The 26,624-nt window shown below is 57.4% G+C and carries 23 protein-coding genes; 21 read left to right on the forward strand and 2 right to left on the reverse strand.

What is annotated here, in order from left to right:
• Positions 1-23 precede the first annotated feature (23 nt).
• The 8 genes from R2940_16345 to R2940_16380 are packed head-to-tail and all read left to right on the forward strand — an operon-like array spanning position 24 to position 7,618.
• Entirely contained in the window at positions 24-1,082 is a 1,059-nt protein-coding gene (locus tag R2940_16345) for a type IV toxin-antitoxin system AbiEi family antitoxin (GenBank protein ID MEZ4601359.1), read from the forward strand.
• Positions 1,076-1,906 (forward strand): hypothetical protein, encoded by an 831-nt coding sequence (locus tag R2940_16350; protein MEZ4601360.1) that lies wholly within the window; start codon positions 1,076-1,078, stop codon positions 1,904-1,906. Before R2940_16345 ends, R2940_16350 begins: the two co-directional genes overlap by 7 nt.
• Position 1,907: 1 nt before the next feature.
• Positions 1,908-4,565: a DEAD/DEAH box helicase family protein gene (locus R2940_16355; GenBank protein ID MEZ4601361.1), complete on the forward strand. Its 2,658-nt coding sequence runs from the start codon at positions 1,908-1,910 to the stop codon at positions 4,563-4,565.
• Between the two features lie 31 nt (positions 4,566-4,596).
• Complete coding sequence (locus tag R2940_16360) at positions 4,597-4,893, forward strand: hypothetical protein (GenBank protein MEZ4601362.1); 297 nt, start codon at positions 4,597-4,599, stop codon at positions 4,891-4,893.
• Positions 4,894-4,944: 51 nt separating this feature from the next.
• On the forward strand, positions 4,945-5,439 hold the full coding sequence (locus tag R2940_16365; protein MEZ4601363.1) for an ATP-binding protein: 495 nt from the start codon (positions 4,945-4,947) through the stop codon (positions 5,437-5,439).
• A 54-nt stretch (positions 5,440-5,493) separates the two neighbouring features.
• Positions 5,494-7,167: an ATP-binding protein gene (locus R2940_16370; protein MEZ4601364.1), complete on the forward strand. Its 1,674-nt coding sequence runs from the start codon at positions 5,494-5,496 to the stop codon at positions 7,165-7,167.
• Positions 7,168-7,209: 42 nt separating this feature from the next.
• On the forward strand, positions 7,210-7,410 hold the full coding sequence (locus R2940_16375; protein MEZ4601365.1) for a hypothetical protein: 201 nt from the start codon (positions 7,210-7,212) through the stop codon (positions 7,408-7,410).
• Complete coding sequence (locus R2940_16380) at positions 7,403-7,618, forward strand: hypothetical protein (GenBank protein MEZ4601366.1); 216 nt, start codon at positions 7,403-7,405, stop codon at positions 7,616-7,618. Before R2940_16375 ends, R2940_16380 begins: the two co-directional genes overlap by 8 nt.
• Positions 7,619-7,768: 150 nt before the next feature.
• Here the strand turns inward: R2940_16380 and R2940_16385 are convergent, their stop codons facing one another.
• Complete coding sequence (locus R2940_16385; GenBank protein MEZ4601367.1) at positions 7,769-8,428, reverse strand: tyrosine-type recombinase/integrase; 660 nt, start codon at positions 8,426-8,428, stop codon at positions 7,769-7,771.
• A gap of 401 nt (positions 8,429-8,829) precedes the next feature.
• Here R2940_16385 and R2940_16390 point away from each other — a divergent pair, with 401 nt between their 5' ends.
• From R2940_16390 to R2940_16430, 9 genes are all read left to right on the forward strand, one after another.
• Positions 8,830-9,168: a hypothetical protein gene (locus tag R2940_16390; protein ID MEZ4601368.1), complete on the forward strand. Its 339-nt coding sequence runs from the start codon at positions 8,830-8,832 to the stop codon at positions 9,166-9,168.
• A 257-nt stretch (positions 9,169-9,425) separates the two neighbouring features.
• Complete coding sequence (locus R2940_16395) at positions 9,426-9,905, forward strand: DUF456 domain-containing protein (protein ID MEZ4601369.1); 480 nt, start codon at positions 9,426-9,428, stop codon at positions 9,903-9,905.
• Between the two features lie 380 nt (positions 9,906-10,285).
• Complete coding sequence (shc, locus tag R2940_16400; protein MEZ4601370.1) at positions 10,286-12,388, forward strand: squalene--hopene cyclase; 2,103 nt, start codon at positions 10,286-10,288, stop codon at positions 12,386-12,388.
• A 157-nt stretch (positions 12,389-12,545) separates the two neighbouring features.
• Positions 12,546-14,036, forward strand: a complete 1,491-nt coding sequence (locus R2940_16405; GenBank protein MEZ4601371.1) for a sigma-54 dependent transcriptional regulator — start codon at positions 12,546-12,548, stop codon at positions 14,034-14,036.
• A 189-nt stretch (positions 14,037-14,225) separates the two neighbouring features.
• Positions 14,226-14,672 (forward strand): Hsp20/alpha crystallin family protein, encoded by a 447-nt coding sequence (locus tag R2940_16410; protein MEZ4601372.1) that lies wholly within the window; start codon positions 14,226-14,228, stop codon positions 14,670-14,672.
• A 43-nt stretch (positions 14,673-14,715) separates the two neighbouring features.
• Positions 14,716-15,117 carry an Hsp20/alpha crystallin family protein gene (locus R2940_16415; GenBank protein MEZ4601373.1) on the forward strand — a complete coding sequence of 134 codons (402 nt, stop codon included), beginning with the start codon at positions 14,716-14,718 and terminating at the stop codon, positions 15,115-15,117.
• 146 nt (positions 15,118-15,263) lie between these two features.
• The gene (clpB, locus tag R2940_16420; GenBank protein MEZ4601374.1) at positions 15,264-17,891 is read left to right on the forward strand and encodes an ATP-dependent chaperone ClpB; all 2,628 of its coding nucleotides are present in this window, start codon (positions 15,264-15,266) and stop codon (positions 17,889-17,891) included.
• A gap of 164 nt (positions 17,892-18,055) precedes the next feature.
• Entirely contained in the window at positions 18,056-18,916 is an 861-nt protein-coding gene (locus tag R2940_16425; protein MEZ4601375.1) for a response regulator, read from the forward strand.
• Between the two features lie 146 nt (positions 18,917-19,062).
• Positions 19,063-19,341, forward strand: coding sequence for a thioredoxin family protein (locus R2940_16430; protein MEZ4601376.1), 279 nt, complete (start codon positions 19,063-19,065; stop codon positions 19,339-19,341).
• Between the two features lie 97 nt (positions 19,342-19,438).
• Here R2940_16430 and R2940_16435 read toward each other — a convergent pair whose 3' ends face one another.
• Complete coding sequence (locus tag R2940_16435) at positions 19,439-19,990, reverse strand: MXAN_5187 C-terminal domain-containing protein (GenBank protein MEZ4601377.1); 552 nt, start codon at positions 19,988-19,990, stop codon at positions 19,439-19,441.
• Between the two features lie 238 nt (positions 19,991-20,228).
• Here R2940_16435 and glmU point away from each other — a divergent pair, with 238 nt between their 5' ends.
• The 4 genes from glmU (at position 20,229) to R2940_16455 (ending at position 26,377) form a co-directional block, all read left to right on the forward strand.
• Positions 20,229-21,620, forward strand: coding sequence for a bifunctional UDP-N-acetylglucosamine diphosphorylase/glucosamine-1-phosphate N-acetyltransferase GlmU (glmU, locus tag R2940_16440; protein MEZ4601378.1), 1,392 nt, complete (start codon positions 20,229-20,231; stop codon positions 21,618-21,620).
• 54 nt (positions 21,621-21,674) lie between these two features.
• Positions 21,675-23,504, forward strand: coding sequence for a glutamine--fructose-6-phosphate transaminase (isomerizing) (gene glmS / locus R2940_16445; protein ID MEZ4601379.1), 1,830 nt, complete (start codon positions 21,675-21,677; stop codon positions 23,502-23,504).
• Positions 23,505-24,164: 660 nt separating this feature from the next.
• The gene (locus R2940_16450) at positions 24,165-25,379 is read left to right on the forward strand and encodes an OmpA family protein (GenBank protein ID MEZ4601380.1); all 1,215 of its coding nucleotides are present in this window, start codon (positions 24,165-24,167) and stop codon (positions 25,377-25,379) included.
• A gap of 122 nt (positions 25,380-25,501) precedes the next feature.
• Positions 25,502-26,377: a hypothetical protein gene (locus R2940_16455; GenBank protein ID MEZ4601381.1), complete on the forward strand. Its 876-nt coding sequence runs from the start codon at positions 25,502-25,504 to the stop codon at positions 26,375-26,377.
• Positions 26,378-26,624: the final 247 nt, after the last annotated feature.

The raw sequence follows: 26,624 nt of genomic DNA on the forward strand, positions 1-26,624 counted from the left end.
AAATGCTGAAAGGTATCCATTCAATGAAATCCGCCGAAAGCGAAATTCAGGAAAAAGTGGGGGAAGCTCTCAAATCCTCCCTGCAACGGGTCCCCTTTATTCAACTTGAATCACTGGAGCAGGAACCCTCTGCCGGGAATATCAGGGCTGACCTTCTGGCTACGGTAAGTATTGCACGGAAGCGGCAGCGGATTGTTATCGAAGTGAAGAGCAACGGGCAGCCGAGAATGGTTCGGGCGGCAGCCAACCAGCTTCTCCGCTATCGGGAATATGACCCCGACGTGTACTGTGTCTTTGCCGCCCCGTACATCTCTTCCCGAGCAGCCGAAATCTGCACGGAAGAAGAAATCGGCTACCTCGACCTTGCAGGGAACTGTCGGTTGGCGTTCGACCAGGTGTACATCGAGCAGGAAGGCAGGCCGAATCCCTTTGCCGAAAAACGGGACCTGCGCACCCTCTATTCGCCCAAGGCGGAGCGGATTCTGCGCGTGCTGCTGAGCGATCCGAAAAAAACCTGGCGCGTTAAGGCCCTTGCAGAGGAGGCCGAAGTCAGTCTCGGTCAGGTCTCCAATGTCAAGAAGCTGCTGGAAGACCGCGAGTGGCTGGCCGGTACCGAAGAGGGGCTGCTGCTTGGCAGCCCGGCGCAACTTCTGGCCGAATGGGCGGGAAACTACCGTTTCAGAAGGAATACAACCAGAAACTATTACACCCTGAAGTCCGTCGCGGAGATCGAGGCTGACCTGGCTGAGCTTTGCCGGCAGCGGGAGATCCCCTATGCCCTGACGGGTTTTTCCGCATCGACCCGCTATGCCCCGGCCGTGCGTTACCAACGGACCATGGCATACGTCGGTGGCAGCATTGATGAGGTTGCCGACCTGCTGTCCTTGAAGGGGGTGGCCAGCGGCGCGAATGTCACGCTTATCAGCCCTTATGACGCAGGTGTCCTGTATGGGCGCCGGTCAATCGATGGGATCGAGGTGGCAATGCCGGTCCAGGTGTATCTCGACCTTCTCGACATCAAAGGCCGGGGCGAAGAAGCCGCTGAAGTGCTGTTGAACGAGGTGATCCGCAAGTCATGGTAACCCGCAGGGACTATACCGCCGAAGCGGTGGAAGCGGCCAAGGCGGTCCTGATCGAGCTGACCCACCTGCTCGGCGAATATCGAGACGATATCGTTCTCATCGGGGGTTGGGTGCCGGAATTGCTGTTCCCTCAAGCGTTCCTGCCGCATGTGGGGAGCACCGATATCGATCTTGCCCTCGATCACTTGAAAATCCATGACGGGTACAGGCGGATTGAGGAACTGCTCCTTTCCCGCGGTTATTACCAGGAGGAGGGCCGACAGCCTTTTATCTTCTTCCGTGATGTACCGATGGGCGAGAGGACGATCAAAGTGCAGCTGGACCTGCTGTCGGGAGAGTACGAAGGGACCGGCAAAGGCCGCCGGCATCAGGTGGTGCAGGGGGTCAAGGTCCGTAAGGTTCGGGGATGCGACATCGCTTTTTCCATGGCGGAAGAGGTGTCGCTGGAAGGGGAAATCCCGGGTGGCGGACTGGATCGCGTGACCATCCGCGTTGCGTCCATCGTACCGTTTTTCGTCATGAAGGGGATGGCTCTGGATGAGCGCTTGAAGGAAAAGGATGCTTGGGACATCTACTACTGCACACTCGTCTATCCGGGAGGAATCGGCGCGCTGGCAGATGAATTCAGACCCCACTTATCCCACGGCCTGGTGCAGGAAGGATTGGCGAAGATTGCCAAACACTTTGCCGACATCAAGTCCATCGGGCCGAAATTTGTAGCAGCCTTCGAAGCAGAGGACGACCCTGATGAAGTGGAGCGAATCACTCGTGATGCTTTTGAGCGGGTCAATGCGTTGCTGACGATGTTGGGATTCAAAGGCTGACATGGAACTGAAGGAATATCAGCAGGGCGTCCTGCACAAGATCGATCGCTACCTGGCGACCCTGGCCGAACAGACCGAAAAGGTCGAGAAGGCCAAGGCGCTCATCGCCGAGCAGGGGCTCGACATCGACATCGGCGACCCGTGCCAGAAGGCCTGGGACCACCTGAACAAGGAGCGGCTGCTCCCCTATCTGCGCGACAAGGACGGCAACGCATTCGTCGCCCCCTGGCTCGCCCGCCACGACGGGCTGGACCGCTCCATCCCCAACATCTGCCTCAAGGTCCCCACCGGCGGCGGCAAGACCCTGCTGGCGGCCTGCACGCTGGAGCGCATCCAGACCGACTACTTCAAGCGCCAGACCGGCTTCGTGCTCTGGGTGGTCCCCTCGGACGCCATCTACCGCCAGACCTGGAAGCACCTCGCCAACCGCGAACACCCCTACCGCCAGATCCTGGAGCGCGCTTCCGGCGGCCGGGTGAAACTGCTGGAGAAGGGGGACGCCTTCACCGCGCGGGATGTGGAAGGACAGCTCTGCGTGATGCTGTTGATGCTCCCCTCGGCAGCGAGGCAGTCGAAGGAGACCCTGCGCATGTTCCGCGACAGCGGCCGGTTCACATCCTTTTTCCCGCCGGAGGACGACAGCGGGGCGAACCGGCAACTGCTGGAGACCGTGCGCAACTTGGACATCAACGATTTGGCCGAAATGGGCTGGATGGACGGCATCGTCCCCGGCTCCCTCTCCATCAAGATGAGCCTGGGCAACGTGCTGCGGCTGGTGCGGCCGGTGGTGGTCATCGACGAGGGGCACAAGGCCTATTCGGACACCGCCCGAGAGACCCTGTGCGGCTTCAATCCCCGCTTTCTGGTGGAGCTTTCGGCCACGCCGAACACGGGCGGCAAACACCAGTCGAATGTACTGGTGAACGTTCCCGGCGGCGACCTCAAGGACGAGGAGATGATCAAGCTCCCCATCAACGTCATCAACGAGGACAAGGGAGGCTGGAAGCACACCCTGACGCTGGCCCACGCCAAGCTGGAGGAGCTGACGAAAGAGGCGGCGCAGTGTCAGGCCGAAAGTGGCCGCTACATCCGCCCGATTCTGCTGGTGCGGGTGGAGCGCACCGGCAAGGAGCAGCGCGATTCCGGATTCGTGCACGCCCAGGATGCCCGAGAGTACCTGCTGGAGAAGCTGGGGGCGAAGGAGGAGGAAATCCGCCTCAAGACCTCGGAAAGCGACGAGTTGGGCGACGAGGACCTGCTGCTCGATTCCTGCCAGGTGCGCTACATCATCACCAAGGACGCCCTGCGCGAAGGATGGGACTGCCCTTTCGCCTACGTGCTGGCGATCCTCTCCAAGACCACCGCCAACACCGCCCTGACCCAGATGATCGGCCGCGTGCTGCGCCAGCCCCATGCGCAACTGACCCACCGCGCCCCTCTCGATGAGTGCTACGTGTTCACCTTCGACCAGGACGTACGGGAGGCGGTGAACGGGGTGCGAAAGGGGCTCGAAGACGAGGGAATGGCCGATCTCGCCTCCAGCGTGAAGGCGGCGGACGGTGCCGGCGGCGCCAAGCGCATCACCCGCCGGGAAACCCTCCAGCGCCGGGAGGCCTTCAGGCGCCTGCCGACGATCTTTCTGCCTCGTGTGCTGCACCGCGACGACGGTGCCACCGAGGGATACCGGTCGCTCGATTACGACCGGGACATCCTGGGAGCGCTCAATTGGGAGTCCTTCCGCTTCATCCAGGCCGGCAGCATGAACGTCGATGCCGAGGAGAAGCTGCGGCGCACCATCGCCCGCGTCAATATCGAGAAGAGGGGGAAGGAAGACAGCCAGGCGGTCATGCAGTTCTCTCAGGAGGAACTGGAAGCCATCCCAGATGAGGGGCTCGATGTCGCCTTTTTGGTGCGGCAGCTCCTCGAGGTGATTCCGAACCCCTGGCAGGGGATGCGCATCCTCGAGGAGACGCTGGAGACCCTGCGGCAGCGGGGTGTCTCCGAGGCCCGGCTCTACGCCAACCGTCTCGATCTGGTGCAGACGATGAAGGTCGACCTGCGCGAACAGGTCTATCAGGCCGCGGAAGCCCTCTTCCGCCGGAAGCTGGAAGCGGGCGACATCTCCCTGCGCCTGGTCGCCTCGAAGAATCCCGATCTCAACTGGTCGCTGGCCAAGACCTTGGAGATCGAAGTCGCAGAGGAGGATCGGGAACTCTATCGCAAGGACGGCGGGTCGCTGGAAAAGAGCATGTTCGAGAAGGTCTACCAGCGCGACTTCAACGCCCTGGAGAAGGAGACGGCTTGGTACCTCGACACCCGGGAGTCGGTCTACTGGTGGCACCGCGTCGCGGTGAACCAGCGCTCCTACAGCCTGCAGGGGTGGCAGCGGCAGCGGGTCTATCCCGACCTTCTCGCCTGTCTGCACGGAACCGAGGGCGGCAAGTACCGTTTTTCCGTCCTGGAGACCAAGGGCGAACACCTCAAGGGGAACGACGATACCGAGTACAAGAAAAAGCTGTTCGAGCTGCTGACCGGATACGCCGACACGGCCATCCGCGCCGGGGAACTCGACCTGGGGGAGGCGCCGCAGCAGATGACCTTTACCATGCTCATGGAAGATTCGTGGGCGCAGGAGCTGGCCAAGGCCAGGGTTGTGTAAGGGCGCTAGATAGTCCGAATGGAGGCAAGGAATGAGAGAAAACCTGCCAGGGGTAATCATTTTATCGGCTCTTTGTTGCCTGACCGCTTCCGCCCTCATTCTCAGCGGTCAAGACCCGCTTGCCTCGATTTTCGTCGGGCTGATCATCGCCATGTTATTGACCACCCCCTTCGCGTTTTTCTGCGGGTTTGTCGTGGCAGCCGGCGCCGCTGTGGGAGAACTGCTCTCGAAGATTCCGACACAGTCACATCGCCGTCATATTTTTCGTTGCATGAGGTGGGTTTCTCTGTGGATGGCATTCCGGCCAGGTCGAGCGGCTTGGCTCTGACCCGCTCAAAGAAACTATGAACCTCTGCTTCGATAGCTCCAAGGACCACCGATGAACAGCAAACTGCCGCTCAACCTCGACGACCTGCTACGCCAGCGCACCGTCGAAGGCGAACGCATCGAATACAAGGCCGGCTGGAACCCCGATCCGATCATCCGGACCCTGTGCGCCTTTGCCAATGATTTTGAAAACCTTGGCGGCGGCTATGTCGTCATCGGACAGGACTGCGATGCCTCCGGCCGGCCGATCTTTCCACCCATCGGGCTTTCCGACGATCTTCTGGACAAGATCCAGCAGGAGCTGCTCGGCTGCTGCAACTTGATCCAGCCCCCTTATTTCCCGATCCTCAGCGTCGAGGAGTACGGCGGCAAGAAGCTGATCGTCCTGTGGGCACCCGGCGGGCAGAACCGGCCCTATAAGGCGCCGCAGGCCGTCACTGCGAAGTACAAGACCTACCACTACTACATCCGCCGCTACGCCAGCACCATTGAGGCGAGGGGCGAGGCCGAGCGGGAACTGCTCAGCCTGGCGGCCACCGTCCCCTAACGACCGGCTACAACCAGTTCGCCTTGCGGCAGGCAGATGGGAAATATAGTTGATATGGACATGGACATTCGTCAATTGAAGGAGCTTCTTACAAGCGGCGAGAATCTCCAGGTCGAGTTCAAAAGCGACCTCAAATGCCTGTCGGATCGTGATTTGATTGCGGCGGTCGTGGCTCTGGCCAACACCGAGGGTGGGGATTTGCTGCTAGGCGTGGAGGATGATGGGACCATCACGGGGCTCCACGAGTCGCACCGGGACACACGAGGCCTTGCCGCCTTCATTGCCAACCGCACCAATCCACCTTTGTCCGTGGTTGTGGAGCGGGTAGAATTGCATGGCCTGCCCATTGCTCATATCCATGTAACCAAGTCGCGCCAGTTGGTCTCCACATCAGAAGGGCTGCTGCAACGTCGCCGCCTGCTGGCCGATGGGCGGCCGGAGGCTGTGCCCTTTTACCCACACGAGTTCACTCAGCGTCAATCCAGTCTGGGCCTTCTGGATCCCTCCGCCCAACCAATCGTGGAGGTTGCGGCGGAGCAGCTGAACCCGCTCGAACGACATCGCATACGCGAAGTGATCCGCAAGTACGGGGGTGACCAGTCCTTGCTGCCATTGGCCGATAGCGAACTGGACGGCGCGCTGGGATTGGTCATCGAATTTAACGGGAAACGGTGTCCGACCTTAGCCGGATTGCTGTTGCTGGGCAACGAAGCACTGTTGCGCCGTCATTTGCCAGCGTACGAAGTCGCCTTTCAGGTACTGGAGGGGACCGACGTCAAGGTCAATGAATTCTTCCGCAAACCCTTACTGCAAACTTTCGAAGAGGTAGAGTTGTTGTTCCGCTCTCGCGTGATTGAGCAGGAAGTGCAGTCCGGACTTTTCCGGGTGCCCGTACCCAACTACGATCGCCGAGCTTTTCGCGAAGCTTTCGTCAACGCGCTGGTGCACCGCGACTTTAGCCGTTTGGGCGCTGTACACGTACGCCTGGACGACGATGGTATGACCATCAGCAACCCCGGTGGCTTTGTGGAAGGCGTTACCCTGGACAATCTGTTGGTTACCCCGCCCAGACCGAGGAATCCCCTGCTTGCGGACATCGTCAAACGGCTTGGGTTGGCGGAGCGCACCGGGAGGGGGATTGACCGCATTTTTGAGGGTTTGCTCCGCTATGGCCGCCCCACACCGAACTACAGCCGCTCGGATGCCTATACCGTTAGTCTCTATATCAGCAATGCCGAGCCGGATATCGCCTTTCTGGAGATGATCCTGACCAGGGAAAGCCAAACTGGCCGCGCCATGCCCGTTGAAAGCCTGATTCTGCTGGCTCGGCTCAAGGAAGAGCGGCGCCTGACCACTCGGGATTTGGCTCCCAGTGTGCAGAAAACCGATACCGAAGCCCGATCTATGTTGGAAAAATTGGTGGAAGCCGGGCTGGTGGAAGCTCACGGAGTAGGCAGAGGCCGCAGCTATACCCTCAGCGCCAAGGTGTACCGACAAGCTGGCCAGAAGGCCGATTATATTCGCCAGGCCGGGTTTGATGCCATCCAACAGGAACAGATGGTGCTCAGCTTTATTGATAAGCATGGCGGCATTAAGCGCGCCGATGTAATGGAACTTTGCCATCTGACAAAGGATCAGGCCTATAAGCTACTGAAAAAACTGGAGAGTAACGGCAAGATACAGCCCGAAGGGGCGCTTAAGGCTAGAATCTATAAGCGCAAATTATAACTTATGCGCCCTGGCGTGTATTTATGCGCCAATTTATACGCCATGGCGCAAGGCTTATGGCGGGGAGGGCAACCGCCGAACGGCCCGCAGTCGCCCGAGTTCGAGACCAACGAGGACCTCACATCCTTTCTGATCCGCCGGCCGGTGAACGAGCGGGCGGACCAGGGGCTTGCGGGGGTGGTCGGGACCAAGTTGGGCACCAAGTTGGGCACCAAGTTGGAACTAAGTCGAGATCATGCGTAACTGCCTTGAAAGTAAAGCAATAGCGGATATCATGGCGATTGCCGGAAGGGCAGACCGCACCAAGTTCAGGGACCAAGTGCTGAATCCTTCGCTGGAGGAGGGGCTCGTCGAAATGACCATCTCGGACAAGCCGCGCAGCAGCAAACAGCGCTACCGCCTGACTGACAAGGGCAGACAGGTGCTGGAAGGGGCGGGGGAGTCGGAGTGAGAAAATAACACCATGCCGGAAGAGCCTGCCGTGAACCTGACTGAAGCCCGCATGGGGTAAAAATGTCTTTTCGATCATAGTAACAACTATTTGATATGGCCGGCCTGGCGCGGAGCGTGGCCAGACGAGTCCGGTGTCACCGAGCAACGCCTAGCGCAGCTGTATGACCTTCGCTGTTTCCCCCGCCTGGCCAATGATGCGCAGAATCTCCCGCTCCACCGCCTCATACAACTGCCGCAGCTCGTCGTAGTAGCGCCTTTTGTCGTAGTGGGTGCGGATCACGGATCTGTCCTTGCGGGCCTGGGCCTTGTTGATAATCAGGTCGGAGTAGCCAAGCCCCTTCGACAGGGTGGTGAAGGTTCGGCGCAGGTCGCGAGGCTGCCACTTCTCCAGGCCGAAATACTGGTGCTGCTTTCTGACGAACCTGGACAAGCGGTTTTCCGGCAGGGCCCGGTCTGGGTCCGAGGCCAGGGTGAATATGAAACCCGTCTCCCCCGGCGTTCCAAGGATGCCGAGCGCCGTTTCGGTCAGGTAGCAGTCGAGGGTCACGTCGGTCTTCGTCACCTCCTCGCTGAGCGTCCACCAACTGCCGTTGATATCCTCCCAGCGCATGTTGCAGATCTCACCCGGCCTGGCACCCGTCAGGATGCACAGCAGCAGGATTCTGGCCTCGGCCTGTTCTTCCTGTTCGGTCAGTTGCTTCCACAGCGTCTGGATCTCCACATGGCGCGGTTTTTCGGGCGACGCATCTTTCTGCTCCGGTTCGGTCAGGACGCGGTCGCGGGGTTTCTCCTCGTACTTGCGCATCATGGCGCAAGGATTGTAGAGGACCAGTCCTTGCGACAGGGCCCAGTTGAACAGCCGACTGCAGGACGCCAGGGTGCGATTGGCCTGGACGATCTTGCCGCGCTTGAAGATCTTGCCGATGATCTCGGCGATATCCTCGAAATTTACGCTGAGAGTTCCAGTGGGATTCGAAGCGGAGCGAGCGCTGACTTAATAGATTGAAAAAGGGCTCAGTCGGAAACGGCTGGGCCTTTTTTTGCTCAAATTGGGCGTATTTGGAATGGTGAGGTCAACTGTGGCGAAATTTGAAGTAGTCTCTATTCCTGGCGAGTTTGATGGTTGTGTCTGATGACCGGATACGAACAAAGTGGCCCACCTTATGCATATCAATGAGTTGTGAAAAAGGACAGCGAAAGGAGAAATTCATGAGCCATGACCTCTCCCGGGCGGCCGTGATGCGTATTGAGAAAGGCGAGGAGATGTTGGGTGGGTGGGTCAGCGAGCAGATTCCTCAGGTGGGGATTTACAAAGTGCTTGCAAAAAAGAAAACGGACGGGATTATCGAGTGGGCGCACTTTGTCCAACGGGATAATGGGTTGAAGGACAGGGTGATTCGCGGTGAAGCTAAGAATCATCAGGAATTCGATGCGGTGCTGGAGACCATAAAAAAAACACTCCGGCGAATCTATGGAGTCAGCCTGCAGGCTGCCGATTACGATATCCGGAATCCAGACGGAAAAAAGGTTACCGGCAGCAAACACTAGTATTTTTTATAATCACCTTTCCTTCCTGCCCTTTCTGGTTCTTCTGTTAAAATAATGGCTTTGCACGACGGCAAGGCCCTCCTCTCTGAATCTTGCCTGAGCCTGCATATTGACTGCCCTGCCGTTTGAAGCTTTTCTGCTTGGCCAATCAGATGAATGCTCTCCCGATCAAGGTATAATTTGCCGTGTCCGGTTCAGAGAAAGAAATTGGAGTGCGCAAGCTGCAGCCGGCCGGACCGTTTTAAAGGAGCTTTCTGGTGGAATTTCTCCTCTGGTCATTGGCCATCCTCTTGGTTCTGTCGGGTATTGCCGGCATGGTGCTGCCAGCTCTGCCAGGACCTCCGTTGCTGTTTTTCGGGCTGTTATGCGCTGCCTGGGCCGAGGATTTTGCCTTTGTTGGATGGCGTACGCTGACCCTTCTTGGCGTCATGGCCCTGTTGGCAGTTCTGGCCGATTTTATTGCAGGAATGTTTGGCGCCAGGCATTACGGATCTTCTAACAGGGCCATGATCGGGGCCGCCATTGGGGCGGTTGCTGGCATTTTTTTCGGTCTGCCGGGGCTGCTGCTGGGTCCTTTCATTGGCGCCATGGCTGGTGAATTGACTGCCCGCAACGATCTGCGGACGGCGAGTCGGGCCGGTATCGGAGCGCTCATCGGCTTGGCTGTGGGGACCGCTGCCAAGATGGCTCTGGCCTTCGCCATGATTGGTCTTTTCCTGGCGGTCCGGCTGTTCTGATGCCGAACTACCCGCAGGCATGCGGGCCCGGGGTCCGCCATTGTTTGTCCTTCAGGAATGCATATCTATCGACGGCCGGGCAGTCCTCAGGGGGAGATTGACGGAAGCCCGGCCAGGGTTTATAGTATCCGACCATAACATATGGGGATTGTTGACAAAATATAATCTTTGTACTATTTGTTAAAAATTCTGTTTCAACAATCAATGCCCGGCATCCATAAGGGTGCTGGAAGTGTCGGTTTTTTGAGACGAGGGAATCCGTCGGGAAGACGGCCAGGATTGGCGGCAGGGCGTGTTCAATTACGGCCTCCTGCCTCTGTTTCAAGCAGATCAATAACCTTTATAATTCTTTATTTGCACATAAAACAGGAGGTTCTTCCTTGAACGTCATTCGGCAGTTTAAGAAAGATCTCAATGCCGAGACCAGACTGGAGGCCGGTATCGAGAGTGCCATTGACTGGTTGTCTCGTCACCGGGAGCCGGAGGGTTTCTGGGTGGGCAGGCTGGAGTCCAATTCCTGTATTGAGGCGGAATGGATTCTGGCCATGCATTTTCTGGGCGTCAAGGATGATCCCAAGTTCGAGGGTGTCGTTCGTGCCATTCTGAATGAACAGCGGGCCGACGGATCCTGGGAAGTTTACTACAATGCTCCTGCCGGAGACATCAACGCCACCGTTGAATGCTATGCCGCACTGCGGGCTGCCGGCTTCGATCCTGATAGCGAGCCTCTGAGCAAGGCTCGAAAATGGATTTTCGATCACGGTGGCCTGAAAAACGTCAGGGTTTTTACCCGTTACTGGCTGGCTCTGATCGGGGAATGGCCGTGGGAAAGAACTCCTGCTCTGGCGCCGGAAATCATCTACCTGCCCTCCTGGTGTCCCCTCAATATCTACGATTTTGCCAGCTGGGCCCGCGCCACGCTGGTTCCTCTTTCCATCCTGTCCATCAGGCAGCCGGTGCGGCCCCTGCCTGCCGGCCGCCGGCTCGATGAGCTGTTTCCGGGAGGGCGTGAAAAGGCCGATTACAGCCTGCCCGACGACCGGCAAGGGCTGGCGGAAAAGTTTTTCCTGCTCGTGGACTGGATGCTCAAAAGGTATAACAAATTGCCCGCCCGGTTCGGGAGGGAAAGGGCGGTTCGATTGTGCCTCGAATGGATCGTCCGCCATCAGGATTACGATGGCGGATGGGGCGGCATCCAGCCGCCTCTCATCTATTCTTTGCTCGCCCTGCATGTCGAGGGGTATGCCCTTGATCATCCGGTGGTCAGCAACGGCCTGAATGCCTTCAATCCGCCCTGGGCCTACGAAAAGAATGGCGGAACCTACCTCCAGTGCAGCGAGTCCCCGATTTGGGACACCCTCTTCTCCCTGTTGGCCTTGTACGAATGCGGGCGGGATCAGCAGAAAGCGCCGATGATGGAGACGGCCCTGGAGTGGATTCTCGCCAAACAGATTACCACCGGAGGCGACTGGCAGGTCAAGGTTAAAGGGGTTCGCCCGGGAGGCTGGGCTTTCGAGCGGGCCAACACCCATTTCCCTGATGTCGATGACACCGCGCTTGCCCTGCTGGTGCTGAGTACGGCCCGCCGCTTTTCCGATAATCCGGCCCGCATCGAGACGGCCCTGCGCCGGGGCGAGGAGTGGCTCCTCGGCATGCAGTCGTCCAATGGCGGCTGGGGTGCCTTTGACCGCGACAACAACAGCATCATTGTGACCAAAATCCCCTTTGCCGATTTTGGTGAAATGCTCGATCCTCCGAGTGTCGACGTGACCGCCCATGTTGTTGAGGCTCTGGCAGCCCTTGGCCGTGACATGGGTGATCCGGTCATTGTCAGGGCTTTGGCCTATATCAAGCGGGAGCAGGAGCCCCGAGGAAGCTGGTTTGGCCGTTGGGGTGTCAACCACATCTACGGCACGGCCGCGGTGTTGCCTGCCTTGCGGGCCATCGGAGAGGATATGACCGCACCCTATGTTCGCAGGGCGGTCGATTGGCTGATTCGGCACCAGAATGCCGATGGGGGCTGGGGAGAAACCTGTGCCTCCTACATGGATGATCATCTGCGAGGCGAGGGAAAGAGCACGGCCTCCCAGACCGCCTGGGCTCTTCTTGGACTGCTGGCTGTCGGCTCCCACGATTGCGATGAGTTTATCCGTCGTGGAATCGGGTTTCTCCTGAGCCGGCAGGAGAACGGTACATGGGACGAACCTCACTACACGGGAACCGGTTTCCCGGGTTACGGAGTGGGAGAGCGTACCAATCTGAAAAAGCCTGGTGCGGGTCTCTCCCAGGGAGTCGAGCTGGCTCGAGGGTTCATGATCAATTACAACATGTATCGTCATTACTTTCCCTTGCTTGCCATGGCGAGGGCCCGAAAGCATTCAGATCGGGGCGGTAAGTCCGACAGTGACCAGAAAAGGGGGATTAACCCCGTTCCCCAGGAAAACCTTATCGGCAATTTTGCCAGGAAGACCCTGGCCGGATGACATTCCCGCCATTTTCACAGGAAGCAAAGCCGCCGCGCATCTGGAATGCCGGCGGTTTTGTTTTTTTAACGGGACTCGAAAGAAAGAGCCCTTCAAACGTTGAAGAAATCAGGATTAGGCGTTAAATTGACAGCAAAAAGTTTATTTCAGGAAAAGCATGGGATCGAAAGACAGCGAACAGAAACAGCAATTACGGTTGCCCAGCGAAATTCAGGCGGGCGGACTGCCGGTCAAAGCTCCCGATCTGATTGTCGTCGGGCCTGTCGGTGCAAAATGGCAAGTGCTCAATGTGTCAGGGGGGCTGGCCGAATGGCTGAACATATCACCCGACGATTCCCGGGGCAGGTTTTTGGCCAGCCTGTTCCCCGAAACGGTTCCCCCCTTGGAGGATCTGGCCCGAGAGGTCGCCGACCGGGACCAGGCCCTCAATGACATCCGTGTACGTTTCGGGGATTCCCTGGTACTGTGCGCCGAGGTGGTTCCCGGAGGCCTCACCGAAGATCTGCGTAAGCGGGTAGTGGCCTTCAATTTCAGCCGGCCGCCGGCTGCAGAAGAGGAACCGGTGGCCCAATTTGGAATGGTGGGCATCAGTCCGGCTATTCGCGAAGTTTTCCGCAAGATTTCCCTGTATGCTCCCTCCGATGCCGCTGTTGTTGTCACCGGCGAAACCGGTACCGGCAAGGAGCTTGTGGCCCGGGGCCTGCACGACCGCAGCCTGCGCAATGACGGACCTTTCGTGGCAGTGAACTGTTCGGCTATTTCCGAGGAACTGCTCGAATCGGAGTTGTTCGGACATGAAAAGGGGGCTTTTACCGGAGCATTGCGCAGGCATCAGGGACGCTTCGAGCGGGCCGACGGCGGCACCCTTTTTCTTGACGAAATCGGCGATATGCCGATGCACACCCAGGCCAAGTTGCTGCGTGTGCTGGAGGAGGGGACTGTAGAGCGTATCGGGGCCGAACATGAAACCCGGGTCGACGTGCGCATCGTGGCCGCCACCAATCTGCAGTTGGAAAAAGCCGTCGGGCAGGGGCGGTTCCGCGCGGACCTTTACCATCGGTTGTCGGTGCTGCGCATTCACCTGCCTCCCCTCAGGGAGCGTCCCGAGGATATTCCTGCCCTTGTGGATCATTTTCTGCGCATGTTCAGTCGAAAATACAATCGCCGCATATACCGATTGACCCCGGAAGCCATCGAACTCCTTCAGGCCTATTTATGGCCCGGCAATGTCCGGGAGCTGCGTAATGTTCTGGAGCGGGTTTTTGTCGAAACCCGGTCCGATGTTATCGGAGGGAGGGCCTTTCGTGAGTGGATACTGGAACGGCAGGATTTCGAGCCGGGGTCCTGGGAACGCTACCCCTCACGGATCAATCCCGGCCCGGCATTGGTCATGTCCTGGCCCCTGGCTGAAGACCAGCGGAATCTGAACGGGCAGGGTCAGGTGCTGGAGGCCGAGTTCTCCCCGGTGCCCGCTCGGCGGCGGCGATCAACGATTCCTCTCTGTCTGTCCCACGATGAAATCAAAAGGGCTTTTCGCGCGGCGCAGGGCAATCTGAGCTCCGCCGCCCGCATGTTGGGAGTGCATCGTGCCTCTCTCTACAGATATCTGAAAAAGCTCGGCTTGTCCCGGCAGGACCTGGAACTCTGATTATTTTCCAAAAGCGACGTCGCAAGTGCAGCCAAGATACACTTTTGAGACGTCGCAAGCTGTCCCATCTGTTTCGGCCAATCATCCAACTCATTGATATCGCTTTAAAATTTTATTTATCAGGTTTGGTATACTGCTTGATATGTAAAAAGGCGTATGCAGCGGGAAACTAACAAAGGAGGATGAAAAATGGCCAACTGGGATCTTTTCAGGGAATTCGACAAGGTTCAACGTCAGATCGATGAGGTTTTGAGAGGCTTCGGTGCCAGAAAGTTTTTTGATCAGACTTTTATGCCGGGACCGGAGTTTCAACGAGCCCCCCGTATCAACCTGGTCGATGTCGGTGATACGTTCAAGGTATCGGCCTTGCTGCCCGGGGTTGCGGTGGACGATCTGGAGATGACTGTTCAGACCAATACCCTGACCCTGTCAGGGGAACGCAAGGAGGAAGTCGTCGAAGGCGCCACATGGCATCGTAAGGAACGGGGTGGCGGAAAATTCCTCCGTACCATCGAACTGCCGGTGGATATCGATACGGACAAAGTTACCGCAGAATATCGCGAGGGGATTCTTCACATCACCCTGCCCAAGGCGGAGGCCGCCAAACCCAGGCGGATCGAGGTGAAAGCCCTTTGAGTTAAAACTTAACTGAATGAAATAGGGAATAAAGGAGCACATCATGACAGAGAGGAATACGGCATTCGTAAACAACAGGGATAAAGATGCGAGCGGGCGGGAAGAAACGCGCCCCCGCAACAGTTACCTCAGCCCGGCCGTTGATATCTATGAAACGGAAGAGGCCCTTGTATTCACGGCGGATCTGCCGGGCATGCCCAAAGAGGCGGTGAACATCCACGTCGAAAAAGGAATTCTCACCATACAAGGCCAGGTTGCAGAACAGGAGCAGGGGGAAAGGCTCATTGGTGAATTCGCAGCAGGGCCCTACTATCGCCAATTTCGGATTCCGGACACCGTAGATCCATCCAAAGCTGGTGCCGAATTCAAAAACGGCGTCTTGACACTGACCCTGCCGAGGGCGGAAAAAGCCAAACCCAGGCGGATCGAAATCTCCACCTCCTGATGCCTCTCGGACGCCCCCCCCAAGCCTCTTTTCGAAGACGGCGAGGGGGGAAGGAGACGAGGAGTGCTGTAAAAGGTTGAATGTAAAGATCGGGAAGGACGGATCCTCCCGGAAAAGGATAGGGAAGCGCTATGGATGCGAACAAGATGACTCAGAAAACCCAGGAAGCCATTCAGGCTGCCCAGAATGTTGCGTTGAAACGCGGGCATGCCGAGGTCGATGGCGAACACCTCCTCCTCGCCCTGCTTGAGCAGGAGGGAGGACTTGTGCCCAGGCTGCTGCAGAAAATGGACGTCCCCCCGGCCAACTTTGCCACTGCAGTCAGCAAGGAGCTCGACCGGCGTCCCAGCGTTTCCGGGCCAGGCGTAGAAGCCGGCAAGATCTATGTCACCCAGCGATTCAACCGGCTCTTGTTGCAGGCGGAGGAGGAAGCCCGGCATCTGCGGGATGAATACATCTCCGTCGAACATCTCCTGCTGGCGCTGTCGCAGGAAGGGGAGGTAACAGCTTCCGGAAAGCTGTTCCGGCAGTTCAATATAACCCGAGACCGGCTCCTGGGGGTCCTTAACGAGGTGCGCGGACATCAGAGGGTGACCAGTGCCGATCCCGAGAGCACTTATGAAGCTCTCGAAAAGTATGGCCGGGATTTGGTCCAGGAAGTTCAGAAAGGGCGCCTAGACCCGGTTATCGGCCGCGATTCGGAAATTCGGCGCGTGGTTCGCATCCTGTCCAGGAAAACCAAAAATAATCCGGTTCTGATCGGTGAGCCGGGGGTCGGCAAAACGGCGATCGTCGAAGGTCTGGCCCATCGTATCGTGCGCGGAGACGTGCCCGAAGGGCTGCGCAACAAGACCATTTTCGCCCTCGACATGGGCTCACTTGTTGCCGGTGCCAAGTATCGGGGCGAGTTCGAGGAACGGCTCAAGGCGGTACTGAACGAGATCAAGGCGGCCGAGGGGCGGATTCTGCTGTTTATCGACGAACTGCATACCATCGTCGGGGCCGGCAAGGCCGAGGGGTCGATGGACGCCGGCAACATGCTCAAGCCGATGCTGGCCCGGGGCGAACTGCACTGCATCGGCGCCACCACCCTGGATGAATACCGCAAGTATATTGAAAAGGATGCCGCGCTGGAGCGGCGGTTTCAGCCGGTACTGGTTGATCAGCCGACCGTGGAGGATACCATCAGTATCCTGCGCGGGCTCAAGGAACGCTTCGAGGTGTTCCACGGCGTCCGGATTCAGGACAACTCTTTGGTGGCAGCGGCGACCCTGAGCCATCGGTATATCAGCGATCGCTTCCTGCCCGACAAGGCCATCGACCTCGTGGATGAAGCCTGCGCCATGATCCGCACGGAGATCGACTCGCTTCCCAGCGAACTCGATGAAGTCACCCGCCGGGTGATGCAGCTTGAAATCGAAGAGGCTGCTCTGAAAAAGGAAAAGGACCGAGCCAGCCTGGAACGGCTGGAAAGCCTGCGAAAGGAACTGGCGGACCTCAAGCATCAGGCGGATGCCCTCAAGGCCCAATGGGATTCGGAAAAAGAGGGCATCCGGAAGGTGCAGGGATTGCGGGAGGAGATCGAGCGGGTGCGGCAGGAAATATCCGTCGCCGAGCGTAATTACGATCTGAACCGGGCCGCCGAATTGCGGCACGGCCGGCTGCCGGAGCTGGAAAAGACCCTCAGGGAAGAGGAAGTGCACCTTGAGTCGGATCAGCAGGGCAGCCGGTTGCTGCGGGAGGAAGTGACCGAAGAGGAGATCGCCGACATCGTTTCCCGCTGGACCGGAATTCCCGTCACTCGGCTGGTTGAGGGAGAGCGGGAAAAGCTGCTCAAACTCGACCAGGTGCTGCACCGTCGCGTGATTGGCCAGGATGAGGCGGTGAGGCTGGTGGCCGATGCCGTTATCCGCGCCCGCGCCGGGATCAAAGACCCGCGCCGTCCGATCGGTTCCTTCATCTTCCTCGGCCCTACCGGGGTGGGCAAGACCGAACTGGCCCGCACCCTGGCGGAAGCCCTGTTCGACAGTGAAGACAACATGGTCCGCATCGACATGTCGGAATACATGGAGAAACATACTGTCAGCCGTCTGATCGGCGCTCCTCCCGGCTACGTCGGCTATGAGGAGGGCGGTCAGCTGACAGAAGCGGTGCGGCGGAAACCCTACTCGGTCATCCTCTTCGACGAGATCGAAAAGGCCCATCAGGATGTCTTCAACGTGCTGCTGCAGATCCTCGATGACGGACGGGTGACCGACGCCCAGGGGAGGACCGTCGATTTCAAGAACACGGTCATTATTCTCACCTCCAACATCGGTTCCCAGTATCTGCTGACCGGGTTGAACGATCAGGGCGAAATCGCCGAAAGTGCTTCCAAGGCGGTGATGGGGGAACTGCGTCGCCATTTCCGTCCGGAATTTCTCAACCGGGTGGACGATATCGTTCTGTTCAAGCCGCTGACCCGGGAAGAGATCAAGGCCATCATCGATCTGCAGGTGCTCGACCTGCGCAAACGGCTGGCCACACGGCGAATCAGCCTGGCGATCACCGACAATGCCCGGGACCTCATTGCCAGGGAGGCTTATGATCCCGTTTACGGTGCCCGGCCTCTGAAGCGATATCTGCAGCACGAACTGGAAACCCGGATCGGCCGTTCGCTCATCGGTGGTGAAATCAGGGAAGGTTCCGCCATCACTGTGGATGCCGGAGCCGATGGACTTGTCGTCCACTCCGAAACGCCTTCCGAAAGCCATGGGGAGACGGTTGAACGGTAACAGAGCCGATGCGCACAATAAGGATGATCCCCGGAGCCGTTTTTTGTCGAAAACCTCAAAAATTCGACCGGCTTCGGGGAATTTGTTTTTGAATATTGATCCTTTTTTATGTTAGCATTGCCCCGGATTGACTCCGTCGACTGATTTCCTTTCGGAAGGTGAAGATGCAACGGCGCAAGCGATTTGGCGAAATATTGATGGATGCTCAGGTGCTGAACGAGGCCACACTGGAAAAAGCACTGGAAAAGCAGAAGGCGACCGGAAAGAGACTCGGCGAGGTGCTGGAGGAGATGGGCATCATCAGCGATCGGGATGTGGTGCTCATTCTGGCGAAACAATTCAACTGCAAAACGGTCAGCAATATCAGCAAGCATCCCTTCACCGAGGACGTTCTCGGCCTTATCGATTACCAGACCGCTCAGAACAGGGGGATTTTCCCCTTGAAAGTCGAGGGGAAATCCCTCCACCTGGCCATAACCAATCCCCTCGACCTGGAAACTCTCGACACCGTTTCCTTTAAGACGGGCATGAGGGTCATTCCCTATCTCACGACTCCGGCGGAGGTACGGGATGCGATCAGCAAGCATTATCAGAAAGTCACTCTTCCGAAAGACAAAGCCGATCCGACGGTCATGCTGGTGGATGATCAGGAACTCTGGCTCGGCTCCTTCCAGGCCAAACTGAAAAAGGAAGGGATACGGAGTATCCACTTTTCCTGCCCCTCCCTTGCTCTGGGCAGCATACTTAGGGAACCTCCCCATCTGATTCTTCTCGATACCGCAATCAGCGGGCCTGGCGGTATGGACGGATTCGAGCTGTTTCGTCTGCTGCAGGCCAACAGTGTCATTCGAGATATCCCCGTCATTGCCCTTTCAGACAAATCATCCGCTGAAGAGGAAGTTCGCCTTCTGGACGCCGGATTCTTCGATTTCGTCGCGAAACCGGCCAACTCCGTTCGCCTGCTGGCCCGGGTTAAACGTGCTCTGAAACTGGCCTACGGCAAGGAAAAGATCACCTGGGCCTGAGTACTCAGTGAAGGTTTAGAAAATAAGGTTGTGATAAATCCGTTTTCAGGCAAAAAATGATTGCCATCCCTGCCGTAAACGGTATAATGTTACAAAAACAGTCATAATTAATTTAGAAGCCGTTATGGCTTTGGGAAGGAGTTGCGATGCGCATAGACATCATTTGCAAACCGGATTCCAACGGAAGTTGTGAGCGCACTCTCGACAACGTTCGCGAAGCGGTTTCGGAGATGGGCGTGAAAGCGGAGGTGCATCTGTACCGGGATTTGCGCAAAATGATCGACAATCGGGTGTATGTCTCTCCGGCACTCATGGTCGACGATCTGCTTCGGATCGCCGGAAGGGTCCCTGATGTCGTGGAAATCAAAAAGTTTATCTGTGAAAGACCACGATATGTCAAAAGAGTGAAAGAAGTTGTCGTCTGATCCTGGCATCGGCGCAACTGTAAAAAAGGGGCGCTGGGAAAAGGTCTGCGTTGGCAGGCCGATTCCAGTGCCCCTCTTGTTTCTGTGCGATATCTGTCTATCCGTTCGAGCCGCTTTTAGCTTTTACCTTGATTTTGGGTTTGCCGTTTTCGCTGACCACCCGAAACTCAATCTCCTTGCCCCCATACTTGTCTTTGAGAGCTTCCCGTTGCCTGTCCAGAAATGCTGAAAATTTTTGCCTGTCGGGAAGAGGTTCGGCAAGAGCGCATTCGGCGTGAGCCTGCAACAGCTGCTGGTAGACGGTTTCGACTTCATCCTGCGGTTTCTGCTGATCGGAAGCAACCCGAGCAGGACCGGCCTTGGCCAGATGGCGACTGTATCGTCCCTCGTCCATCAGTCGCATGATCCGGTCCCAGTGGGTCGCATAGGAAAAAAAGCGGGCCGACAGGCTTTCGTAGCGGAATCGCAGGTCTGTCTGGATGATGCGCCGGTTGGCAATGCGGCGCAGCCTCCGATAGAGGTTGTCCCGGCCTTTCAGCGGGGCGCGCTTCTCCTCTCCCGCAAAATATTTTTCATACTGGATTTCCAGCTCCCGCAACTGCTGCGCGATCAGATCCAGTTCCTTCAGAATGGTTTTCCGCTCCTGCATGCGCGCCTCCAAGAATAAGCTATTATTACTCAGATCCTGCTTTATTTGTAAAGATCAATTTAATCCGAGCAGGCGGCGAAGGTTGTACCTTTTTTATCAGCCTTGACCCAACCAGGGCTTTTCGCCATAATCCGGTGGATGTTTTTGGTGGGTAAGTATGGGCCAATGATGGCGCCGGGCAGCAGCTCTCGGGCGGGCCTGATGAGCGCATGAATTTCAGCTTAAAGAGGGGAGTCCCATGGAACAGCACAAACTCGCTGCAGTCATTCTGGCCGCCGGCAAAGGGACGCGGATGAAGTCGGAGCGCCCAAAAGTCGTGCACCAGGTCAACGGCAGGCCGGTGGTAAGCTATCCGGTTCGCCTTGCCCGGACATTGGGGTGCGATCCTACCGTTCTGGTCGTAGGGCATGGGGCAGAGGATGTGCAGGGTTGCCTGACGAATGAAACTGTTCAATTTGCGCTGCAGCCCGAACAACTTGGAACGGGTCATGCATTGCTGTGTGCGAAGGAAAGACTCAAGGGTTTTTCGGGAACGGTGCTGCTGCTGTGCGGGGATGTCCCCTTGCTGAAGGAGGAGACGCTTTCCCGGCTGGTGAGGTATCATCAGGAGCAGGGAACGGCGGCCACGGTACTGACGGCGGAAGCAGCCGAGCCTTTCGGGTACGGACGGATTCTGCGAGAGGATGGTGAGGTCACCGGCATCGTCGAGGAACGGGACGCGACCGAGGAGCAGAAGGCCATCAGAGAAATCAATACCGGTATTTATACCTTCGAGGCGCCCCTGGTGTTTGAAGCTCTCGAACGCCTGGAGTGCGACAATGCCCAGGGGGAATACTACCTGACCGACGTGCTGCAGGCCATGCGCGCAAGGGGCAGAAAGGTGCAGGCCCTGGTTATGCCAGACATGGAGGAGGCCATGGGGATCAACGACCGGATTCAGCTGGCAAAGGCCGAGGAGGTCATGCGACTGCGCGTCAACGAGGCGCTGATGCGCAACGGGGTCACCCTGATCGATCCCAGAGCCGCCTATATCGAGGATCGGGTCCGGATCGGGGCCGATACCATGATCTACCCCGGCGTCTGTCTCAGCGGCGATACATCCATCGGTCGCAACTGCGTCATCGAACCCCATGTCGTCATCCGCGACTGTGTCATCGGGGATGACGTTCGCATCAAGTCTGGTTCCGTTCTGGAAGGATCCCGGGTCGGCGATCATTCCGATGTCGGTCCCATGGCTCATCTGCGGCCGGGAACCGTTCTGGCGGGGCACAACAAGATCGGTAATTTCGTCGAAACCAAAAAGGCGCTGATCGGAGAAGGATCCAAGGCCAGTCATCTGACCTATATCGGGGATGCCGAACTGGGCGCCAGGGTCAACATCGGCTGCGGCACCATCACCTGCAACTATGACGGGGTCAACAAACACAAGACCGTGATCGGGGATGACGTCTTCGTCGGCAGTGACACCCAGTTCGTGGCACCGGTGAAAATCGGCCGTAACAGCCTCATCGGTGCCGGATCGACCATTACGAAGGACGTCCCCGAGGATAGCCTGGCTCTTTCCCGGGCGCCGCAGAAAAATATCGAAGGATGGCGACTGCGCCGTCAGGAAAAGAAAAAAGCCGAATAAGGCGCCAATTTTTTGGGTTCAAAACCCATTTGATGGACAGGAAGGGTTAATGCCATGTGCGGTATCGTAGGTTATATCGGCCAACAGGAGGCGACATCCATCATCATTGATGGTCTTCGCAAACTTGAATATAGGGGTTACGATTCGGCCGGAATCGCCATTCTCAACGGCGGCAAAATCGAAATTCGCCGGGCCAAGGGCAAACTGGCCGAACTGGAGAACCTGTTGCTCACAAATCCCCTGCATGGTGTGCACGGAATCGGACACACCCGCTGGGCAACCCACGGGCGCCCTTCCGAAACCAATGCCCACCCTCACTATGCCGGGTCCGTGGCGGTGGTGCACAACGGCATCATTGAAAACTATCTGGAGCTCAAAAATCGCCTGACTCTGCAGGGGCATGTCTTCAGCTCCGAGACCGACACCGAAATCATTGCCCACCTGGTCGATCATCATCTTGAAGAGTGCGGAGATTTCGAGGTTGCGGTGCGCCGTGCCCTGGCCGAGGTGCGGGGTGCCTATGCCGTCGCCATCCTCTGCGAGCAGGATCCGGGAAAACTGATCGCCGCCCGGTTGGGATCTCCCCTGGTGGTCGGGCAGGGGGCGGGAGAATTCTTCGTCGCTTCCGATATTCCCGCCATGCTCTCCCATACCCGGGAAATGATCTTTCTGGATGAAGGGGAAATCGTCATTTTTACCGACAGCACCATGCGGTTCACCGACCTGCAGGGACATGTCCGGGAGAAAACCCCTAAATTCATCACATGGAGCCCCTTGATGGCTGAAAAAGGCGGCTACCGGCATTTCATGCTGAAGGAGATCTACGAACAGCCCCGGGCGATTGCCGATACCCTCGCTGGTCGGATCCTGGACGAACAAGGGGATGTCTACCTCGAAGGGCTCAACCTGACCGACGAGGACTTCTGCGCCCTTGAACGGATCTATATCGTGGCCTGCGGCACCTCCTGGCATGCCGGGCTGGTCGGAAAGTTTCTGATCGAAAAGCTGGCCCGGGTTCCGGTGGAAGTCGACATCGCCAGCGAATACCGCTATCGGGATCCGCTGGTCACCGATCGCACCCTGACCCTTCTCATCAGCCAGAGCGGCGAGACGGCGGACACCCTGGCCGCCTTACGCGAAGCCCGGGGCAAGGGGGGCCGGACCGTGGCCATCTGCAACGTCGTTGAATCCTCCATTGCCCGGGAAAGCGATGGAGTGGTCTACACCCATGCCGGTCCCGAGATCGGCGTCGCTTCCACCAAGGCGTTCACCACCCAGCTGGTCGCGCTTTTCCTGTTCGCCCTGCGCCTCGGGCGGGCCCGCCAGGTGATCGATGCCGATCGCTGCCGGGAGCTGACCGGCGGCCTGCTGACCCTGCCGCGTAAACTGGAAGAAGTGCTCGAGCAGGACGGCGAGATCGAGAAGATCGCCAAAACCTTCATGGGGGCCCGGGATTTCCTCTATCTCGGCCGTGGCAATCAGTATCCCATCGCTCTGGAAGGTGCCCTCAAGCTGAAGGAGATTTCCTACATCCACGCCGAAGGCTATCCCGCCGGCGAGATGAAGCACGGCCCGATCGCCCTCATCGACGAGGATCTTCCGGTGGTGTTCATCTGTACTCACAACTGTGTGCTGGAAAAGGTCGTGTCCAACATGGAGGAGGTACGGGCCCGCAGCGGGCGGGTCATCGCCCTGGCCACCAGGGGCGAGGAAAGCCTGCTCGGCAATGTCGACGCCCTCGTTTCCATTCCCGAGGTTGACGACGAACTGGCCCCGATTCTGACCGCAGTTCCACTGCAGCTGCTGGCGTACCATGTGGCGGTGCTCAAGGGCACCGACGTCGACCAGCCGCGCAACCTGGCCAAGAGCGTGACCGTGGAGTAGGGGCGGGTCTCAGACCCGCCCGAAGAAAGAAACAACAAAGGCCCGCCTGGAAACAGGTCGGGCCTTTTTGCTGAAAAGCTTGTGCAAAAATTTGACAAATCGGCTCAGGGAAAATATCTAGACGGCGAGCCAACTTCCAACCCCTCTTCCTGCGATTTCTTACTATTGACACGCTATAATTAAGCCGTTATTTTGAGCAAAGCCTGATTTCTCGTTACTATTCAATTCCGGTCTCAGCTGGAGGTTGGATGACGGATATCCATGAATCGGCTGGATGCAGTGGATTGCATTCCGCTACCGGAGACGATGCCGCGGAAAGTGTTCCGGATCAGGGAACGTGCGGCCGGCCCGGTGATGACACGTCATCAGACGCCGGTAAAGCCCCTCTGCAAGGTAGGTATCTGTAAGGTCTCCTCAAGGATTATGAGCGGCAACTCTTGGAGCTCCATTGGGCTCGGGGCAGTTGCTCCTCATTGACCTGGATTCCGGCTCCGGCCTTCATAAGCCGGATTTTGCGGGTGGAGAGGTGGCCGCTCATTTCAGCAATGAGGTTTATATTAAACTTGATCCAGGATTTACGGCGCAATTTCGCCGGACGATCCTGACACGGGCGTTTGTGAAGCATCTGGATATGGGAGTCTGAGAAGAGAGGGAATCGTTATGCGAATCGTCTGCTGGGTGTATTGCGGTATGTTCCTGTTTTTCAGTTTTTTTTCTGGTGTATGCGCGGCTGGTGCCGATCAGGTCAACCTGCTTTCGCTGCAGGAAGGGGCGTTGCCGGTGAAAGTTCCTTCTTCGTATGGAGGGTGGGAACCCGAGAGTATGCTGGACGAGAGCTCCGAGACCGGTTGGGCGTGTGAAAGCGGCAAGATCAACGGTAATGTTTTTGTCTTCGAAATGCCGGAAGCGGCGACACTCGAACGGTTCGAGTTCGATACGGCCGCAATCGATACGGAAAAGTCCGGCGCCAAAGACATTCTCGTGGAGGTCTCCGCAACCTCAGTCCAGGGTGGTTTCAAACCGGTACTGAAGGCTACCTTGGCCGAAAAGGCCGACGCACAGATTTTCCCGGCCACTCACAAAGAGCCGGCACGCTGGGTGCGGCTGACCATCCATAACAATTACGGCAGCGAGGAGTATACCGAACTGTTCGCCTTCCGCGGTTTTGGTGAAAAACCGGTTCCCAAATTTCAGGACAAAATTTCAGGTACTTACGACAGCAGCTATTCCCAGTTCCATGTCCTGCAGCAGGGGACGGCCCTTTCTGGCTGCTACGAATATGGCGAAGGTCTCATGGAGGGGGCCATCGAGGGCCGTGTGATGAAGCTGACCTGGCGTGAAGGCGAAAACTACGGTCCGGCGGTGATGGTTTTTGCACCTGACGGCAAATCGTTCAAAGGATATTACTGGCGTGAGGGAAGTGAAAAGGGTGCGCCTTCCGGAAACTGGGATGGCAAGAAGGTGAGCGCCGTTGTGGGCGGGTGCCCCCACTGGGCCGGGTCGGTGGGCGGTGAACTGGAGAAGAAACTCGGTTCCGAGAAGCGCGCCCGGCTATATGGGATTCTATTCGATTTCAATTCAGCCAACATCCGCCCCGAGTCCAAACCCGTGCTGGACGAAGTCCTGGCGGTGTTGAAAAATGAACCCGATTGGGTCCTGACTGTCGAAGGGCATACCGATGCCATCGGCTCGGAGGTCCAGAACCAGAACCTTTCCTTGAAGCGGGCCGTGGCGGTCAAGTTGTACCTGGTGGGCGCCGGTATCGATGCGGCGAGGCTCAAAACGGCCGGTTTCGGCGAATCACAACCAGTAGCCGACAACACCACCGAGTTGGGGCGCGCCCAGAACCGGCGGGTGGAACTGGTCCGCGAATAGGAAGGGGAGTACAAGCGAGGCATTAGGGAAGCGTCCGGGGTGGGCCGCACAGGCGGACGGACAGTGATTTTGCCATCCGGTTTGCCAACAGGGCCCTCGGACGGATTGAAAGGGGAGGCGGTATGCAAATGAAACCGGTAAAAAATTTAAAAATATTCTTATTGCTCGCGCTGCTCGGTTTATGGGTCCCTATGGTTGTCGCCGACGGCAATGAACGTCCGGCAAGCCAGGGTGAAAAGAATTTTCACAATTCCGTGATCAAAACTTTAGCGCAAGCCGTTCCCTCGGGGCCGGTGGGTTGGACCCAGACGAACGACACCACCCAAATCAAGGAATTGGAGAGAGTAGGGGTCGGCTCGGAAAAATACCCGTTCCAAATTTATTATCGCATTGCATGGAAGAATACCAACGCCATCTACGAGGCAGAAGACAAATTGCAGCTGGAATTGGCGAAACATACCGCTCCCGATCCTGAATTGAAAGCATTAAATGCTCAGAGTAATGAGCTTATCGCTCAGTATGGGCAAGCCTTAGAGCAAAAAAACAACGCCGAGGCGAACCGCATTAACATGGAGATGGAGGCCCTCAGCCAGAAAATGCAGGCCATCAACGCCCGACTCGACAAGGAAATGGAGGCTGTTCTTATCAAAATGGCGCCTCATGATGTCGAGGTAAAGATTGTCCTCAACGCCAATGTGACCTCCGAAGGTATATATGAAGAGGATTTCAAACCGGCGGCGTCTATCGCCGGAGGCCTGACTTACCGCAGCGCAGGGGTTTATGATCCAGCTAACGGATGGAGTGAAGGGACGACCTTTGTTTTTCTAGGCAGGGGCTGGAGATTAAATGGAAATTATATGGAGACCACCTTCAATAAATCACTCCCCCATACCGTGGTACAGACCATCGTCGTCAAAATTCAAGCTGATCCCGACCGGACCCCGGGGATTATCCAACAGATAGACTGGGATGCTTTGAAAAAGATGGTTACAAACTAAAAGTTTATAAAGGAGGAGAGAGCCGATTGGGGATCTCAATCCGGCCCCTTCAACCAACTTTATGGATTGGGGAACATTTGCCGGAACCCCAAAGGACAAGAATCTGAGCGGGAAAAGGAAGATGCGATTGTATAAACCGGAAATTGACGAAGAAGCCAGAGCGGAAATCGAGTTCGATCTTTCACGCAGGTGAGATACGCAGGCTAATTCCTCCGGCATGACAAACAAAAATAAAAGGCCCGCCTGA

This window comes from Syntrophotaleaceae bacterium (assembly GCA_041390365.1).
Taxonomy (GTDB): domain Bacteria; phylum Desulfobacterota; class Desulfuromonadia; order Desulfuromonadales; family Syntrophotaleaceae; genus JAWKQB01.

Excerpts from the sequence above, each read along its gene's own strand:
- R2940_16345 (MEZ4601359.1), top strand. The coding sequence starts at position 24 with ATGAAATCCGCCGAAAGCGAAATTCAGGAAAAAGTGGGGGAAGCTCTC.
- R2940_16350 (MEZ4601360.1), top strand. The coding sequence starts at position 1,076 with ATGGTAACCCGCAGGGACTATACCGCCGAAGCGGTGGAAGCGGCCAAG.
- R2940_16355 (MEZ4601361.1), top strand. The coding sequence starts at position 1,908 with ATGGAACTGAAGGAATATCAGCAGGGCGTCCTGCACAAGATCGATCGC.
- R2940_16360 (MEZ4601362.1), top strand. The coding sequence starts at position 4,597 with ATGAGAGAAAACCTGCCAGGGGTAATCATTTTATCGGCTCTTTGTTGC.
- R2940_16365 (MEZ4601363.1), top strand. The coding sequence starts at position 4,945 with ATGAACAGCAAACTGCCGCTCAACCTCGACGACCTGCTACGCCAGCGC.
- R2940_16370 (MEZ4601364.1), top strand. The coding sequence starts at position 5,494 with ATGGACATGGACATTCGTCAATTGAAGGAGCTTCTTACAAGCGGCGAG.
- R2940_16375 (MEZ4601365.1), top strand. The coding sequence starts at position 7,210 with ATGGCGCAAGGCTTATGGCGGGGAGGGCAACCGCCGAACGGCCCGCAG.
- R2940_16380 (MEZ4601366.1), top strand. The coding sequence starts at position 7,403 with ATGCGTAACTGCCTTGAAAGTAAAGCAATAGCGGATATCATGGCGATT.
- R2940_16385 (MEZ4601367.1), bottom strand. The coding sequence starts at position 8,428 with ATGATGCGCAAGTACGAGGAGAAACCCCGCGACCGCGTCCTGACCGAA.
- R2940_16390 (MEZ4601368.1), top strand. The coding sequence starts at position 8,830 with ATGAGCCATGACCTCTCCCGGGCGGCCGTGATGCGTATTGAGAAAGGC.
- R2940_16405 (MEZ4601371.1), top strand. The coding sequence starts at position 12,546 with ATGGGATCGAAAGACAGCGAACAGAAACAGCAATTACGGTTGCCCAGC.
- R2940_16410 (MEZ4601372.1), top strand. The coding sequence starts at position 14,226 with ATGGCCAACTGGGATCTTTTCAGGGAATTCGACAAGGTTCAACGTCAG.
- R2940_16415 (MEZ4601373.1), top strand. The coding sequence starts at position 14,716 with ATGACAGAGAGGAATACGGCATTCGTAAACAACAGGGATAAAGATGCG.
- clpB (MEZ4601374.1), top strand. The coding sequence starts at position 15,264 with ATGACTCAGAAAACCCAGGAAGCCATTCAGGCTGCCCAGAATGTTGCG.
- R2940_16425 (MEZ4601375.1), top strand. The coding sequence starts at position 18,056 with ATGCAACGGCGCAAGCGATTTGGCGAAATATTGATGGATGCTCAGGTG.
- R2940_16430 (MEZ4601376.1), top strand. The coding sequence starts at position 19,063 with ATGCGCATAGACATCATTTGCAAACCGGATTCCAACGGAAGTTGTGAG.
- R2940_16435 (MEZ4601377.1), bottom strand. The coding sequence starts at position 19,990 with ATGCAGGAGCGGAAAACCATTCTGAAGGAACTGGATCTGATCGCGCAG.
- glmU (MEZ4601378.1), top strand. The coding sequence starts at position 20,229 with ATGGAACAGCACAAACTCGCTGCAGTCATTCTGGCCGCCGGCAAAGGG.
- glmS (MEZ4601379.1), top strand. The coding sequence starts at position 21,675 with ATGTGCGGTATCGTAGGTTATATCGGCCAACAGGAGGCGACATCCATC.
- R2940_16450 (MEZ4601380.1), top strand. The coding sequence starts at position 24,165 with ATGCGAATCGTCTGCTGGGTGTATTGCGGTATGTTCCTGTTTTTCAGT.
- R2940_16455 (MEZ4601381.1), top strand. The coding sequence starts at position 25,502 with ATGCAAATGAAACCGGTAAAAAATTTAAAAATATTCTTATTGCTCGCG.